Consider the following 17,840-nt stretch of genomic DNA (forward strand, 5'->3'; position numbering starts at 1 on the left):
GGCAGGAGTCTGCTTGATTCCATTGTGTTAGTCTATCGAGGTCAGTTTTCTTTTAACTGACCTAAGTAGTTACTAATGTTAGTTAAATTTGGTAAATGAGGTGTTATATGAAAAAATTCTTGCTTGTTCTAATTAAACTCTTTTTGTTGATGCTAGCAGAAATGGCAAATGCGAATAACAAGAATCCACTAGGGGAATAGGTTTTTCTTTGCACTATTTTATTTTTTTAAAAAACTAATAGAGGGGTGAATCTCTTTTTCTAGTCTTTTGCTTTAGCTTTACTATTTGCTAAAGGGAAATTTATTATTAGGCCTTTGTTTTGCTAAGCATGTCTTTCATCCCAAATATAAGACTGTCTCAAAGACAATCTTATATTTATAAAATCCTATTCTGTTGTATAACTTCCTGAATTAATTTTGATATCGTCATAGTTTTTTCCAAAAACAGTGAATAAGTATGATAGATTAACTGCGGTAGAATCTTTAAAAACAATCAATTTTACACGAGTGTTTGGAGTGAAACTATATGAACTTGTAGTCCCATTTACCGTCACAACCCCGTATACAATTCTTGATTTATCATACCCGTATAAAACGTCATATTCTAAACCAACTTGATTAAGCAATTGGAAAAGTTCAGTTTCAGTTAACCTATATTGCCAATAATAATTAATAATAGCTTTATATTTCTCTTGTGAGGTGTTCTCCGCTTTTATAGTTTTATAAATAGGCTCTTTATCAATGTAAGTATAAGGTTCTGAAACTTTGTATTGATAAGGTTGTCTTTCAATCTCTTTGTACGTATATTGCTCTGTTTCTGTATAGGGAACCTGTACTGTTTCAGTTCCAGTTTTAAATCTAGTTTCTTTATTTGTAGCAACCTTCTTCCACTCACTTGTCTTTCTAATTTCGCCTGTATTTAAATAGAAATAACCATTTACCTTTTTAGTTTGCTTCGTCCAAACATATAACTTACTACCAGTTGTCTTCACATCCTTTAATGGAATATAAATTGTTGCATTTTTTATTACCTTTTGCCATTTGTATTTAACTTTTCGGTAATCCAGATAAGAAATATTCGCTTTATACCAATAAGCATTATATTTTGTTACATTTTTATTTGAAGAAATTAAGACATTATATTTTTTACCATTTGAGTTGGTCGCAGTTAATTTCTTGCTAATATTTGGACTTAAATACACCTGTGTGCTTTGCTTTGTTGAAGAATAATATTTAAAGGTAGGTACATCAGCATATGTAGTGTATAATACGTTGTTTGCTTGACCCCAATCCTCATTAATTTTTGTTAGTTTAATTTCTGAGTCAGTTGTTGCGGAAGTATACCATTTATTATTAGTTCTAACTTCTATATCATATCCCATGTTTATTTTAGGAGCCCTATATATAACTGTACCTTTTTTTGCATAATACTCAGTTACAACCCAATTAAATATTGGAACATCTACAGAATAGGGTACTTGTTTGGCAACTTGCTCACTTTTATACTTCGTTACTTCTCTTGAACCAACTTTTTCAACTTCTACCTCTTTATATCCAGTTTTTTCGACTTCTCTATATCCAGTTTTCTCAACATTTTTATAGCCTGAAATTTGCTGTTCTGTATGATACATTGCACTTTCTGGTAATGTTTCAAGGGATACAGCACTTGCATTAACTTGCATTTGATTTAATGGAATACATCCACCAAAAAAAATAAGCAAAAAACAACATATGATTCGCCTGAAAATTGATCTTTTTTCTCCAGTTATATACTTCATATTCTCCCTCCTCTTCCTAATAATACTATTTCACTTAATTTTACATTATCTTTATTGGCTCCGCCATTATCCCTTTTAAAACTTAACGGGGCTCTTTTTCAGAAGCAGTTAGTTTCCTTTTCGTTTGCAGAAATCATAAGCTGAGAAGTAATTTAACCTGCAGGGTTTAGCATTGAAGAGACTCTATTTAACGCGGATTCTTATTAGTTTCTCAAATATAAGGTTCTTATTTAATTAGAAAAATCTTGAAGCTTAGCACGGATAAATTTGGTATGAAAACGAAGAAGGTGAGGAAATGAGTGTTGAGGATCACGTATCTAGGAGACAATAATAGCTACATTTTGGCTTTATGTCTTGCATAGCATTGTTTAATGTTTAGATAAATCAAACTACTTTTTTAACAGGGTGTAGGAAAATAATCACCGATTCAACCCATTATATGGTGATATTAGATGAGGAAGTGGTGAGTTTTATACATAAGAAGAGTCATAGCTTTTATTTTCAACTAAGGGGGAGTTCCAATAGTTTTCAAAAATAATAGAACTAGTTGCAGCATTGCTTTAGTACATCAACATTTAAGCTTTACCAATTAAAAGACCATATTGGAGGCAATTCAATGATTAAAAAGCTTATTCTTGTGTTCATTGCATCTATGTTATTTCTTACCGGGTGTCAAACAATCAATAATGTTGATTTTAATAAAATGGTTATGAATAGTTCAAAAATCACTTCCTCTGAAAGTAAAGTTACAACCTCCATAGATTTATCCTACAATAGAGCTAATGTACAAGATAGGGATTTATTAAAGGTACTTGATCTGCTAAATCATGCAAAACTTGAGATTCAAGCAAATTTAAAAAATAGCAGCACAGCTTCACTTTCTGGCAATGTCATCCTTCAACAAGGAAACATACCTTTTCAGTTATATGTGGACCAAAAAGAAATGGTTCTATTGTTAGATCATGCAATAAAGCCAATCAAGATTCCAGTGACTGAGAACAACTCAACAGATACAAAGTTAATCCAGGATATTCAAACAAAACTTCTTGAACCTACTGTAAAAAACCTGCCAAATCCAAAACATCTTTCGGTAGGATTAAAAACAGAAAAGGTTCACGGAACGAGTATTTCTGGATATAGTGTACATGCCGAAATGGATGCTTCCGAGGTTCCGCAGCTTCTTACGGCTTTTATGGATAATTTATTAAAAGATACAACATCTGTTTCACAAATGGTGACTGCTATAAATGAATTAAATAAGACAACAGGCGATAGTGAAGATATTACAGCGGATGAATTCAAAAGTGGTCTGCAGGAGTTTAAAACAGAATTAAATCAAATGCTACCTGAACTTCAAAAAATGAATCTTTTAAGCACAAAAAACTATTTTAAAACGGACTTATTTGTGGATAAGAACCTTTTTGAAAGAAAATCATCATCTGATTTAAATATCGCATCAATCCCAGCCGAGCTTGGCTTGGATGTTATTGGTGTCCGCTTGAAAATGGATAGTGAAACATGGAATATTAATGGACCAGTAAATGCCGGGAAGATTAATTATTCCAGCTTTCTTGATGAAAATGCATCAGAAGAGCAGTTTTTAGCCACTCTTGATAAAAGGACCAGTGTTCTTTATTCAATTATGGCTTCATATATATATCCGGCATCCCAACCATTGGCTGCTTCTCAAGTTTTAATTGTAAACAGTTATAATAATGCTGATACAATTACTGTAAAAGGGTTAGCAAAAGGTGATGTTGTAAAAGTTTATAAAGCAAATACAGGTGGAGATTTGTGGGCGACATCTCAAGTGACAGGTCCGACAGTTTCAATGTCCATCAATCAGCTTGGAAAAAATGCTGGTAAAGTTTATATTAGTGTCATTCGTGCAAACAATGCAGAAAGTAATCGTGTGGAAGTGGGATATGGTAAAGAGGTAATCCCTCAATCGAAAGCTTTAACTTTTTCTCAAATTGAAATCAAAAACTATAAAAATTTAGCAGATACAGTAACAGTAAAAGGTATAGAAAAAGGCGATGTAATAAAGGTTTATAAAGCAAAAACAGGTGGGGCTTTATGGACAACCACAAAGGCAGCAGGTTCAACTTCTGCAATGTCCATTCGTGAACTTGGAAAAAATCCGGGTAAAGTATATATAAGTATCACTCGAGCAAACAGTTTAGAAAGTAATCGTGTGGAAGTGGGATATGGCAAAGAAGTTATCCCTCAATCGAAAGCTTTAATTATTTCTCAAGTTACGATCAAAAATAATAAAAATATAGCAGATACAGTAACAGTAAAAGGTATAGCAAAAGGCGATGTGATAAAGGTCTATAAAGCCAAAACAGGCGGGGCTTTGTGGACTTCAACAAAGGCAGCAGGTTCAACTGCTACAATGTCCATTCGTCAACTGGGAAAAAATCCTGGTAAAGTATATGTAAGTATCATTCGAGCAAACAGTTCAGAAAGCAGCCGATTGGAAGTTGGATTTGGGAAAGAAATGATTTATCCATCGAATGCTTTGACTGTTTCTCAAGTTGTGATTAAAAATAATAAAACTAAAGCTGATACAGTAACAGTAAATGGTATAGCAAAAGGTGATGTAATAAAGGTTTATAAAGCAAAAACAGGTGCAACTTTATGGACATCAGCAAAGGCAGGAGGTTCAACTACCACAATGTCCGTTCGTCAACTAGGAAAAAGCGCTGGCAGGGTATACATTAGTATCATTCATCCGAACATGGCGGAAAGCAGTCGTTTGGAAATAGGATTTCCGAAAGAGTAAAGGAAAATATATATAAGTTGGGTTGTCTAATAAGAGCTTTGGCAGAAGACTAAGGATTTTCTGCCAAAGCTCTTTTCTTTCAACCAATGGCTCTAATGCGTAATTTCTTTTTTATGGTGGTGGCTTTTAAGAAATCCCCTACTGTTTAGACTGTGCAACGATATAACAGGTACTGGTGCAGGATTTCTCTTTTTTTGCTTAAATAGAATATTTATAAGGGGAAGTATCTCATTTCTTTCTTAGAGAAAAATGGTATAAAACTACGAATGATTCAGTCTTATAATTAAATTCTATTAAGTAAAGGAATTATAATATGTAGTTAATTTTTATGAAAAGGGCTATCCTATGTAATAAGACTGAATATTCAAGAATAGCAATATAGTAGGATTTTCTAAATTATAGGTAAAAAGTTTCGATATTTACTGACAAATTTTTCATTAATGTTATAATATTAGTATAAAAAGGGTATAATTACCCAAATTAATAGGGGGATAACATGGGAGCAGCTTTACAGGAAGAAGTTTTCTTTCAAGATCAAAATGTCTTCATATCTAATACTAGGATGAACTTAAACGGTACCACTTACGCAACGGCAAATATCACCTCAGTTTCTACTTTTGAATCAAAGCCGGGCAGAAAATTTGAAATAATTTTAGGATTAATTGGTTTGATAACAATTTCTCAGTCTGCTTTAGCAGGGATAATTTTGATTGCTTTGTCCATTTTGATATTTATTATGAAAAAACCCAAATACATAGTTAGATTGTCTTCTAATGCTAATGAAAAAGATGCACTTTGGTCAAAAGATAAGAAATTCATTGGTTCAGTGGTCGATGCAATTAATAACGCAATTGTATATCGTGGATAAAATTAAGCTTAGTATTAAAAAAGATTGTACCGGAAAAGTACAATCTTTTTTTACTGTTTAAATTTTCTTACTACATAGGTTCCATAATAATTGGGTAAATGATAAAACTTCCTGGAAGGTTTTCCGGTTGAGGAAAAATGCCATATGTCTAGCTAAAAGTAAATAAATTAAAATAAAAAGATGGGGTTTTTATGACAAAAAAACTCAAGAAATATTAAAAGGATCCTTATCAATAAAAAGGATCCTTTTTTGTCTCTTATTTATACATTCCTTTTCGATACTTCTTAGCAAACGCCATATCATTACGAATCCTATTTTCATATCTATAGGTTCCGTAATCGTAAAAACCTTTTACTAAACCTTCTTTAGTAATGTCCTCTTGAAGAAGTTTTCCATCCACCCAAACCCATGCCAGTAACCGTCCATACTTATCATATTTGTCTTTCCCATCTAGCTCTAGGGTAATTTTCTTAGCTGCTCTTAATCGATTACATGTATAATTACTTGCTTCTTTACCGAATCTTTCTTTTTTAATAGTGCTTTCTGGTGTATCAATAAAAAGGAATCGGCTCTTTGTAACTTTACCATTAATTTTAAAATCAGCTGTATCCCCGTCAATACATTTGAATAATGTCACTGAATATTTGGCGTTTAAGGCTGGAGCTGCCGGCTTATTAGGTGTTACCACAGGAGCTGAACCACTTGAAAGGTTTAAGCCGCCCTCAACAAATATTTTACTTACTATAAGTTTATTCTTACAGCTGTTACTGCTATAAGTTTTAATCATAGAAAGAAGCGCAGTTTTACTTTTCGCCTGCTTGGCCAAAGAAGTAGGACTGTGTAACAAATAAGAACAATCCGCATTATTAAAATGCCCACCAAGCTTATCAAGTGCCCCTCTGTGGGCTTCAGATTTACCAGGAAATGAGGGAAGGAGAAGAATAATGACTAGCAGTGCAAATAAAATAGTTTTAAGGTTTTTCATGTTTGCCTCCTATGTATGTTAATAACTATGATAATATTACCATGCAAATGGATAAATGAGGAAGAATACTTTTTTGGTTTCAACAAAAAATGCCCGGGTATTATACCCGGGCATTTGTATGGAACATATGATTTTTCCGAAAGGCTTATTTCAAAGTTAGCTATTAATTTATAAAATTATCTAACAGTTATTTTTCTCATAACCACTGTTTTATTACCTGATTTATCAATCACAGTGTATGTTAATGTGAATATGCCTTTTTTCTTTGTATTTACAAGCCCTGTTACTTTTAATTTACTCGTTAAATTACCATCAGCGTTATCTCTAGCAGAAACTCCTGTATAGGGGTTAAATACTGATTTGTAATTAATTGTTTTGGCTGTGACACCAGAAATAACAGGCTTTAAATTATCAATTACTGTTATCTTCCTAGTAATTATTGTTGTATTTCTTGACTTATCTGTAACTTTATAGGTTAATGTATAAACCCCTTTTTTCTTTGTATCAACCGTGCCGGTTACAATAATAGATTTTGTTATATCTCCATCAACATTATCTTTTGCTGTTACTCCTGTTTTTGAATTAAATACAGAGTTAATGGTAATGGTTTTACTTGATGCACCAAGAAGAACAGGTTTAATATTATCTTTTACCATTACTATTTGGCTAATGCTTCTATTTTCATCTGCATCTATTGTAAAAATATTAATTATTGTTCCAGCCTTTGGTTTTGAAATGTTAATACTATAAACCCCATTTTTAGCGGCTGCTTCTCCGATCTTATTATTTCCCACAAAGGCGAGAACTCTAATATTAGAATCGGCATGGCCAGTAATATTTGTACTATAGTCAAAAATCGGATTCACACTCGGGGTTTTATCTATAAAAGTTGCTTTTAAACGGTAAGTAGCACTTGCTATTCCGCTCCAACCATAAGGTGTTACCTTAATATAATATGTCCCCTTAGTTAGAGGTTGTTCAATTTTAATTATATTGCCTCTGGAACTATAATAATCGCCACCTAAATTATTTCCATTTTTATCAAAGAGATATGCAGAGAAACCGCCAGTTGTATTATCTAGTACGATCGTAGCGTAACCATCCGTACTTGTGGTAAATCGGTAAACATCCCTATCATTTTTAGAATAACTGTTCGAACTATAATAAGTTTTTGATATGAGCTGCATAGCCGTATCAACCGTTTCGTTTGGCTCAAAGCTAGATGCATCTCTATTTACTTTGGCTGCGTAAGTGGCCTTTAAACGATAAGAGGCACTTGAAATCCCATTCCAACCGTAGGGAGTTATTTTGATAAAATAAGTGCCTTTCATAAGATTTGTATTAAATACAATTGAGTTTCCCCCGGAACTATAATAATCACTGTCCATTACAGTTCCATTCTCATTGTAGAGATACATGGAAAAGCCACCTGTAGTATTATCCAGGGTTATATAAACTTCTCCATCCTTATTGGTCGTAAATTGATAAACATCTCGATCAATATAAGAATCGCTGCTTGAAGTGTATATTTGTCCGGAATTTGCAGTCATGCTTGTTTGATTAGTTTCATTGGGTTCAAATGTTGAGACATTTCTGGTAATAGATGAAGCATATGTCGCCTTTAATTGATAGGAAGCACTTGAAATCCCATTCCAGCCATAAGGATTGATTTTAATATAATAGGTTCCTTGAGTAAGATTTTTATTAATTACAATATTATTTCCGGCTGAACTATAATAATCTCCATCTAACCTGTCGCCATTTTCATCATATAAATACATAGAGAATCCGCCAGTTGTATGATTAAGAGATATATAAACTTCTCCATTATTATTTGTTGTAAATTGGTAAACATCCTTATCAATACTTGATTCACTGATTGAATTATAAATTTGCCCGGAATTAACTTTCATACTTGTGTCAATAGTGTCATTTGGCTCAAATGAAATGGTATCCCTTAAAATTGGTGATGAGTATGTTGCCTTTATTCGATAGGACGCACTTGAAGTTCTATTCCATCCATAAGGTGTAACTTTGACATAATAAGTTCCTTGTTCGACTTTTTTATCTATAACAATTTTGTTTCCGCTGGAAGAATAATATTCTCCTCCTAGATTACTGCCATTGGAATCGTAAAGGTACATAGAGAAACCAGCAGCTGTCTCATCTAAGGTTAAATATACCTCTCCATCTTTATTTGTTGTAAATTGATAAACATCTCTATCTATATTCGTTTCACTTGTTGATTTATAGTACTTACCAGAACTGATTGGAATACTAGTTTCAACGGTATCATTGGGTTCAAAAGTGGAATTATTTCGAACAATTGACGAAGCATATGTTGCTTTAACTTGGTAGGTTGCACTTGAGATATTATTCCAGCCATAAGCAGTAACCTTGACATAATAAGTTCCTTCTTGAATATCTTTATTGATTACAATCTTGTTACCACTAGAGCTATAATAATCGCCACCTAAATTATTTCCATTTGTATCATAGAGATACATAGAAAAGCCACCAGTGGTTTGGTCTAGTGTAATATAAACCTCTCCACTTTTTATCGTAGTAAAAGTGTATGTATTAGTGTCACTACCAGATGTCATTTTTCCCTGGATGGGAACACCAGATGAAATATTTGTGTTAGCAGCAAACGTTGCATTATTAAAGAAAAATATAGAAATAAAAAGAAAAAATACTGATCCAAGGATTCGCTTCATGTGCTTAACTCCCTCTTAAATTATTATTTAATTATCAAGTTGTTAAAAGATATATTCTTAAATTTTCTGATACCTCCCTAAGGTTTGATAAATAAAATCCATGGCTTACTTCAATTAAAAGTGCCACTTTTATAAATTTATCACATTACAATAGTAATAATAACCTATAAATTAGATAATAATGGAATAAAATTTAGTTAAAAAGGTTTATTAGTGTTTTAGCTTCGTAACGATCATGCTTCTGGTAAATTTCGTCCAGGTGGTTTTTCTCAAGGAACGTCAATGGGTAAATCAAAAAAAGGAGCAAAAATTTTACCTAGCCTATTGTTCTAACTAACCATTAATGTTCGAGCAGTACAACAAAAGATAAAAAAAGACCCGATTGGGGGTTTTACTAATGATTTCTCTTAATTTTCCTCATCAAATACAACGATTTGTATAATAACTGAATTTGTGATGGCCTTTCACCAAACAGAGAAGACTTTTTAACCACATATGTAACACCATCCTTTTGTTGCGTTATACAACAAAAGTCATGAATATGGTAAAAAGTCATAAAAAAATACCAAATAATTACCACGAAATTATTAAATAAATAAAAGGAAAAATTGTTATAGATTAGGGAGGGGATGGAGAAAATGGACCTGTAATTGGTCGGACAAAACGGTTTGCATTTATGGACGGGTTGATAGTGCCAAAAGTATGTAAATAGGGTACGAACATGAATCTAAATGATATTTTATTCGCTAGGTAAAGAGGGATGTTGATGAGTATTATGATCTGTATGATATAACAATTGGGTAAATCAATATTCAAAATTTATTGTAATACAAAGCCCGTTTTTAAAGGTTGACGTTGAAAATTGTGTAGCCATTCCTTTTTCTGATAAATCAAATCAAGGAAGATCTGGGGGGTGAAATCCACTTATATGGTCAGATAAATCTTTACCTACTTCAACATGGCTACTGTTAATTTTTCTTCTCAATGGGGTTTTATCTGGCGCTGTAGCTTTTGAATTTATTTTCTCAACCGGCGAAATTCCCTTAGTAATTCTTCACTCTGCACTTCGATGATACCGGCTCCAAAAGCTCAATCATCTGATTTTCCTCTACCATCTCTATATCCCTTCTCATATGCTCCTCCCGTAAAAATAGCCATAGTTACTGCGCCAAAAAATCCACCAATTATAAGCCCTAGAAAAAAACTCATAGTTTTTTATACCGCCTTAATTAGCATTTGATAATCGATATGGAAGATAGTAAAAATGTTTTTTCACTTTAAAGAAAGGACGAATTGCTATTCTATTAAATTTTATTCTTTCTTCCTCTGTTATGTTCTAGACGGTTACATGTTCAATTCATTCTTATTCTCCCTAATCTTTAATAGAAATTTAAGGTATATGTAATTAACTTGTTAATTCTTTACTTTATTATTATGTTGAAGGATGGTGGAAAATATGTGGTTTAAAGCCCTAATTTGCTTTTTAAAAGGTCACCATAAATACAGTTATTTCTCGGATCGTTGTGTTCGTTGCGGAAAGATAAAAAGTCATTAGCTCGACCCTTTACTAGGGTCTTTTTTTCTGAATACATTAGCAAAACCCTTACTGCGTGCGATCTTATCTATGGAACAAGATTTGTGCTGCTGGAAAATCCTTATTGAACCTGAAACATCAACAACCAATATCACTTGTCCTATCTGCCGTGAATTTAAACTTGAGAAAACAAGTATCAGTGATAATCCTCAATGTCCAAATTGCGCTGATATTGAAGTTACTGAATTCATGGATTAAAAGTCCAAATGTGTTTAGGAGCCCTAATAGCTTCTAAACATAATCATTAATTAACCTTCCATTCCTGTTGAGCCTATGGTTAAATCAAAATTTATTTAAGGCTCATACAAATAGATTTTGATTTTATCTTCCTGACGGTAAAACCTTTTAAGTATAACAGTAAGAAATAAAAAATATGTTGATTTATTTTGTCAAAAAATAGTTAATCAAACGTTTGATTAAATTGAATTATAGTCATGGCTCATCAGTGTTCTTCAATGTCGAAAAGAAAAAAGTTCAGATGTTAAATGAACAAAGAGCAGATGGGAATAACCCAATCTGCTCTCTGCTAATTAAGTTCTAAATGTGTTTTTAACTCGCTTTGGATGCGTTGTTTTTCTTCATCTGAAACGAGCCCATAGTATATCTTGTCTATATTGGTACCTTGTTCCTTAATGGATATCTGTTCGATCTTATTTCCTGCATCTTTATAATTTTTTTGAATATCTACCATTTCATCAAAGGTTAAATTCGTTTTTACGTTTTTACTAATCGCATCAAAAATGCGGTTATAGTTGGCTAAAGAAGAAACACTTGCTCCTTCATGAATAATCGCCTGAATAATTTCCCGCTGTCTTAACTGACGGCCAAAGTCTCCCCTTGGATCTTCATACCTCATACGTGTAAAGCTTAAAGCTTTATCACCATTCAAAGTAATTTGACCCTTAGGAAAGTGGTAATTACCTACGGTAAAGTCCAAATCATTGTTAACAGTTACTCCACCAACGGCATCTACTATATCTCTAAAACCTTCCATATTAATTTTCATATAATAATCAATAGGGATGTCAAGGAAGGTTTCAATTGTATCCATTGACATTGGCACTCCGCCAAATGCATAAGCATGGTTTATCTTATCCTGTGTCCCTTTCCCTACAATTTCTGTACGTGTATCCCTTGGAATGCTAAGCATTTTAACTGAGTGTTTATTTGGATTTATTGTTAATACAATAATAGTATCTGAACGGCCCCTATCCCCTTTGCGTTCATCTACTCCAAGCATGAGAACTGAAAAAGGCTGCTTCGTTGATAGGGCTAGTGGTTCTGGTCGCTTCTTAGGAGATTTCCGCTCAACTGGCTGGTTCATCGTTTCTACTGTTTTTTTTAGTGAATGAAATACAGAATATGCGTAAGCTGCGCCTCCAATAATTAGGCAGAGGAGCAAGATTCCAAAAATACGAATCCATCTTTTCTTTTGTCTTCTTTGTGCTCTCATCGGCTAAAGCCTCCAAATTGGAATTAATCAATTATTTAAGAGGAAGAAAAAACTCTTAAAATTTATTTAAAATACAAAATATTAACAATAGATTAACAGAAAATATCTAAAAAGAACACATAAATTCTTAAGAGGTTATTAGTAATAATAGATTTAAAATACTGGATCATATGCCTCCCCGGTTATTGTAGATTTCCTTTTTCTTCAATATAATAGGTAATTGGGAGGGGTACATAAAAATGAAAAAATTGGTTTTAATACTTAGTCTATTGTTCCTGGTTTTCTTAGGGGAAAATCAAAATTCTATAGCAAAAGCAAATATGGAAATTCCATTAACAGACACTGTCATTACTTCACAGCAAATAACAGGTACATTTGCCGAGGATGGAACGGTTGAAATAATGAGGGGCGGACTGTTGCAGGGAAGTGGAGAAGTTGTAAATAATAAATTTACTGTAAGATTTAAAACTCCTATTTCTGCAGGTGCTTTAGTTCTTAATTTTAAAGGGCCGAAGTCCCAAAACCGATCTTTTACTATTAATTACGATCCTGCTACTCTCTTATATGATATTAATGATAAAAGTAAGATTTTAAAAGGGAAGATTTCAGTTAACTCGAATATTCAAGCTTATGTTAATGGCATTCCACTAACTTTAAAGAGCCTGGATAATAAAACTGGGAATTTTGAATTTTTACCGGATAGCCATTTAAAATATCAATCTATTGTTCAAGTTATTTCGACTAAGGACTCTGTAAAAAGCATAATTTATGTAAATGTTAAGGCCGCAGCACCTCCGGGAAAACCATCAGTTAATCCTGTTTCCAATCGGGATATCTTGCTGACAGGGAAAGCAGAGCCCAATAGTAATGTGTACATAACGTATAATAATATCAAGCACTTTATTAACTCGGGGACTACCGGCATTTTTGAATACAAGTTTGAAAATGGAAAGCCGCTCAGGGAAGGAACAAAGATTTCTATCTATATTGTGGACCGAGCGGGAAGAAGCAGTGGAACGGCTTATTTAACTGTGCTAGATAAAATTGCACCCACAAAGCCAATGGTTTCTTCAGTAACAGATAAATCATTTTCGATCTCCGGAAGAACGGAAGCTGGTACCAACGTTTATATCTTAAAGAATAGTAAAACCTTTGGAATAGTAAAGGCTGATAGCAAGGGAAACTTTGGTTTGAGATTACCATTGCAAGCTAGAGGGACTATTTTTGATTTATATGCTGTAGATTCAGGTACGAATACAAGCCCTAAAAGCAGGGTTGTGGTTTCCGGACGTCCTAGAGGGGGAAAAGTTGTTCTTTCAGCACCGCTAATCAGGCAGTTGCCTGAGCTTCCCCGAGGCTGTGAGGTTACTAGTTTAACAATGATGTTAAATTTTGCAGGGGTCAAAACCAATAAAATGGCTCTTGCAGCATCGGTAAAGAAGGATCCTTCACCATATATTTATAGAAATGGCAGGTATTATTTTGGGAATCCAAACTACGGCTTTGTAGGAAATATGTTTACATTCAGCAAGCCTGGCTTCGGGGTATACAATAAACCAATTGCTGAACTTGCAAATCGCTACCTCCCCGGCCGTATTGCCAATCTATCTGGTCAGTCCTTTGAAAGCGTGTTAAATTATGTTTCTGCCGGACATCCAGTCTGGGTTATCAATACCAGCTGGTTTAACACAGTACCCAACCAATATTGGAGGACCTGGTATACAGCCCAGGGACCAGTCCGTATTACCATGAAGGAACATTCTGTCCTGGTGACAGGCTACGATTCCAGGTATGTCTATTTTAACGATCCGCTTGATGGGCAGAAAAACAAAAAAAGACTGCTCAGCCAGTTTATTAACGGCTGGAAGCAGTACGGGAGTCAGGCTATAAGTTTTTATTAATGTTTATTTTGGAGATTGAGGAATCCCTTCCTTTTTTGAATGCTAAAATCTTTTAATTGGTAAATGGAGGATTTTTACCGATATCCTTTTGCATTAACTGCTATGATTATTTAAAATGAAAGAAAATGAAACGACTTTAGCTAGTCTTTTAATATGGAGGTTCTTATGGCAATTTTGATTACGGGTGGTGCCGGATATATAGGCAGCCATACATGTGTGGAACTATTAAATGAAGGCAATGAAATAATTATTGTTGATAATTTCTCGAACAGCCAGCTTGAATCCTTAAAGAGGATAAAGGAGTTAACGAATAAAGAGTTTAAGTTTTATGAAGTTAATCTGCTAAATCGCAATGATTTGGAAGAGGTTTTCAAAGAAAATAAAATAGAAGCGGTTATTCATTTTGCAGGATTAAAGGCTGTTGGTGAGTCGGTATCTATTCCATTGCATTATTACCATAATAATATCACCGGCACGCTGATTCTTTGTGAAGTAATGGAAAAATACGGAGTAAAAAATCTTGTATTTAGCTCCTCAGCTACTGTTTATGGTATGGCCGAACAGGTTCCTCTTACAGAAAGTACTCCTCTTAGTGCAACTAACCCATATGGCCGGACCAAGCTGATGATTGAAGAAATACTTCGTGATTTGTACGTTTCTAACAGTGACTGGAGTATTGCACTTTTACGTTATTTTAACCCTATTGGTGCACATGAAAGTGGGCGGATTGGTGAGAATCCAAACGGTATTCCCAATAATTTAATGCCTTATATCACACAGGTAGCTGTAGGGAAATTAAATGAACTTCAGGTTTTTGGGAATGATTACCCAACGTCAGATGGAACAGGGGTCCGTGATTATATTCATGTTGTAGATCTTGCAAAGGGTCACTTGAAGGCTTTAAATAAAGTAATGAAAGCGAAGGGTGTAGAAGCATACAATCTGGGGACTGGCAAGGGTTATAGCGTTCTGGACATTGTATCTGCATTCGAAAAAGCTTCCGGCCAAAGGATTCCTTATAGAGTTACAGAACGCAGGCCAGGCGATATCGCTGTTAGCTATGCAGATCCTGGGAAAGCTAAAAAGGAACTTGGGTGGACAGCTGAAAAAAGTCTTGAGGAAATGTGTGAGGACTCCTGGAGATGGCAAAAAAACAATCCAGATGGATACTAATAAGCCCCAACTATTTTAAAACCCGATGCACGCATCGGGTTTTATTTGTGCTTTTAAGGATAAAAATTAATTAAGGAGTATAAATAGTAATTAAAAAAACGACTATTGGACAAAAAACTTGTAATAGAATTAAATTATCCATTTTTGGAAGCTGAGAATGTGATTCTTTGCATTTAGTTTATTTTTGCAGGAATTTATTATACTCTAAGAGATGAGTGATTACATTTAGGCGTCTTAAATTTATGAAAAATATTAGAGGTGATATAAATGAAAGGTATAATTTTGGCTGGTGGAAGCGGAACCCGCTTATATCCTTTAACAATGGTTACTAGTAAACAGCTTTTGCCTATTTATGATAAACCGATGATTTATTATCCGCTCTCCGCATTAATGCTAGCAGGAATAAGAGATATTTTAATTATTTCAACTCCTGAAGATACTCCACGCTTTGAGAGTTTGTTAAAGGATGGCTCCCAATTTGGCCTCAACTTGAGTTATAAAGTACAGCCAAGTCCTGATGGTTTAGCTCAGGCCTTTATTTTGGGAGAAGAATTCATTGGTGATGATTCTGTCGCCATGATCCTTGGGGATAATATCTATTATGGAAGCGGTCTGCGTAAAATGCTGCAGCGTGCTGCTCAAAAAGAGCAGGGAGCAACCGTTTTTGGGTATCATGTTCAGGATCCTGAGCGCTTTGGAGTCGTTGAGTTTGATTCTAACGGAAAAGTAATCAGTGTTGAGGAAAAACCAGAGGTTCCAAAATCTAATTACGCCATTACAGGGTTGTACTTTTATGATAATCGGGTTGTTGATATTGCGAAGAATGTAAAACCTTCTGCCCGTGGTGAGCTTGAAATTACGTCTGTTAATGAGGCTTATTTAAAAATGGGCGAACTGGAAGTTGAATTATTAGGCCGCGGATATACTTGGCTTGATACAGGAACACATGAGAGCTTGTTTGAGGCCTCCAACTTTGTTCGCACGGTTGAAGGGCATCAGGGTGTCAAGATTGCAGCTCCTGAAGAGATTGCCTTTATTAATGGCTGGATTAGCAGGGAGCAATTGTTTGAAAGCGGAGAAAGGCTAAGCAAGAATTCATATGGCCAATACTTAATGAAGGTCGCAAAAGGAGATATCCGTTACTAACTAGACGAGGGGATATTAAAATGAAAATTACTAAAACAAATATTGAAGATCTTTTTATAGTTGAACCACAGGTGTTTGGTGACCATAGAGGCTGGTTTATGGAAACTTTTAGTCAGACGGCTTTTGAACAAAACGGACTGAATTTAAAGTTTGTTCAGGACAATCAGTCTTTCTCTGCTTCTAAGGGAACACTGCGCGGACTTCATTATCAATTGAATCCTAAGGCACAGACGAAGCTTGTTAGGTGCACAAGGGGCTCCATCTATGATGTGGCAGTAGATATACGTAAAGGAAGCCCCACTTTCGGACAATGGTTCGGAATAGAATTAAGTGCCGAAAATAAAAAACAATTACTCATTCCAAAAGGCTTTGCACACGGATTTATGACAATAACTGAAGATGTGGAAGTGCAGTATAAAGTGGATGAGTTTTATGCTCCCGAATGTGACAGGGGAATTATTTGGAACGATCCTTCCATTGGAATTGAGTGGCCGATGGATATTAATCCCGTCCTGTCTGCAAAAGATGAAAAAGCGCCTCTTTTGGAGGAAGCAGAGAACCATTTTGAGTTTGGTGACCGGGCATGAAAATTTTAGTTACAGGCTATAATGGTCAATTAGGATATGATGTCGTTCGTGAAGGCTTAAAGCATGGATTAAACATGGTTGGCACAACAAGTAAAGATCTTGACATCACGGAGGAACAATCTGTTCATCAGTTTGTAAGAGACTTAAAGCCTGACGCTATCATTCATTGTGCGGCTTATACAGCTGTTGATAAGGCGGAGGATGACAGGGAAAAGTGCTGGCAGGTTAATGTTGAAGGAACTAGGTATCTGGCAGAGGCAGCAAGGGAAATTGGCGCCAAGTTTCTCTATATCAGCACAGATTACGTCTTTAGTGGTGAAGGAACTGATCCATTTTTGGAAAGTGATCCGCCCAACCCGGTAGGATATTATGGACTGACCAAGTATGAAGGTGAAAAAGCGGTACAAGCTGTACTCGACAATTGGTTTATTGTACGTATTTCTTGGGTCTTTGGAATAAACGGCAATAATTTTATTAAAACCATGCTGAGGCTTGCTGAAACCAGAGATACTCTTAATGTGGTTAATGATCAATTTGGATCACCAACCTATACAGCAGACTTATCGAAACTATTAATCAACATGATCCAAACAGATAAATATGGAATATATCATGCTTCCAATGAAGGATTTTGCAGCTGGGCTGAATTTGCTGCGGAAATCTTCAGGAAGGCTGAAAAAAATGTTACTGTTAATGGCATAACAACCGAAGAATATCCTACTCGTGCAGTCCGTCCTTTGAACTCCAGAATGTCTAAAGACAAGCTTGAAGAAAATGGTTTTGAAAGACTGCCTGACTGGCAGGATGCACTTGCTCGGTATTTGGGCGAGATAAAACAAGAGGTGAAATAATTA

At 34.7% G+C, this 17,840-nt stretch carries 11 protein-coding genes; 7 read left to right on the forward strand and 4 right to left on the reverse strand.

Annotation, left to right across the window (positions count from 1 at the left end; all coding sequences use genetic code 11):
* Positions 1–385 precede the first annotated feature (385 nt).
* Positions 386–1,777 carry a hypothetical protein gene (locus tag AC3WR0_RS04625; protein WP_492551199.1) on the reverse strand — a complete coding sequence of 464 codons (1,392 nt, stop codon included), beginning with the start codon at positions 1,775–1,777 and terminating at the stop codon, positions 386–388.
* Positions 1,778–2,393: 616 nt separating this feature from the next.
* Between AC3WR0_RS04625 and AC3WR0_RS04630 the strand changes: the two genes are divergently transcribed.
* On the forward strand, positions 2,394–4,562 hold the full coding sequence (locus AC3WR0_RS04630) for a hypothetical protein (RefSeq protein WP_492551200.1): 2,169 nt from the start codon (positions 2,394–2,396) through the stop codon (positions 4,560–4,562).
* 496 nt (positions 4,563–5,058) lie between these two features.
* Positions 5,059–5,430: a DUF6232 family protein gene (locus AC3WR0_RS04635; protein ID WP_492551201.1), complete on the forward strand. Its 372-nt coding sequence runs from the start codon at positions 5,059–5,061 to the stop codon at positions 5,428–5,430.
* A 256-nt stretch (positions 5,431–5,686) separates the two neighbouring features.
* On the opposite strand, the gene AC3WR0_RS04640 is transcribed toward AC3WR0_RS04635, so the two are convergent.
* The 3 genes from AC3WR0_RS04640 to tagU all read right to left on the reverse strand — a co-directional run bounded on the left by AC3WR0_RS04640 (position 5,687) and on the right by tagU (position 12,179).
* Positions 5,687–6,415, reverse strand: coding sequence for a thermonuclease family protein (locus AC3WR0_RS04640; protein ID WP_492551202.1), 729 nt, complete (start codon positions 6,413–6,415; stop codon positions 5,687–5,689).
* A 176-nt stretch (positions 6,416–6,591) separates the two neighbouring features.
* Positions 6,592–9,132 carry a pre-peptidase C-terminal domain-containing protein gene (locus AC3WR0_RS04645; protein WP_492551203.1) on the reverse strand — a complete coding sequence of 847 codons (2,541 nt, stop codon included), beginning with the start codon at positions 9,130–9,132 and terminating at the stop codon, positions 6,592–6,594.
* Positions 9,133–11,252: 2,120 nt separating this feature from the next.
* Positions 11,253–12,179, reverse strand: a complete 927-nt coding sequence (gene tagU, locus AC3WR0_RS04650) for a polyisoprenyl-teichoic acid--peptidoglycan teichoic acid transferase TagU (protein WP_492551204.1) — start codon at positions 12,177–12,179, stop codon at positions 11,253–11,255.
* 239 nt (positions 12,180–12,418) lie between these two features.
* Between tagU and AC3WR0_RS04655 the strand changes: the two genes are divergently transcribed.
* The 5 genes from AC3WR0_RS04655 (at position 12,419) to rfbD (ending at position 17,837) form a co-directional block, all read left to right on the forward strand.
* Positions 12,419–14,080, forward strand: a complete 1,662-nt coding sequence (locus AC3WR0_RS04655; RefSeq protein WP_492551205.1) for a C39 family peptidase — start codon at positions 12,419–12,421, stop codon at positions 14,078–14,080.
* Between the two features lie 165 nt (positions 14,081–14,245).
* Entirely contained in the window at positions 14,246–15,253 is a 1,008-nt protein-coding gene (gene galE, locus AC3WR0_RS04660) for a UDP-glucose 4-epimerase GalE (RefSeq protein WP_492551206.1), read from the forward strand.
* A 267-nt stretch (positions 15,254–15,520) separates the two neighbouring features.
* Positions 15,521–16,399: a glucose-1-phosphate thymidylyltransferase RfbA gene (rfbA, locus tag AC3WR0_RS04665; protein ID WP_492551207.1), complete on the forward strand. Its 879-nt coding sequence runs from the start codon at positions 15,521–15,523 to the stop codon at positions 16,397–16,399.
* A 20-nt stretch (positions 16,400–16,419) separates the two neighbouring features.
* Positions 16,420–16,986 carry a dTDP-4-dehydrorhamnose 3,5-epimerase gene (rfbC, locus tag AC3WR0_RS04670; protein WP_492551208.1) on the forward strand — a complete coding sequence of 189 codons (567 nt, stop codon included), beginning with the start codon at positions 16,420–16,422 and terminating at the stop codon, positions 16,984–16,986.
* Positions 16,983–17,837, forward strand: coding sequence for a dTDP-4-dehydrorhamnose reductase (gene rfbD, locus AC3WR0_RS04675; protein ID WP_492551209.1), 855 nt, complete (start codon positions 16,983–16,985; stop codon positions 17,835–17,837). The genes rfbC and rfbD overlap by 4 nt, the downstream gene beginning before the upstream one ends.
* Positions 17,838–17,840 lie beyond the last annotated feature (3 nt).

It is taken from the genome of Neobacillus sp. FW104-15D2, assembly GCF_058790155.1.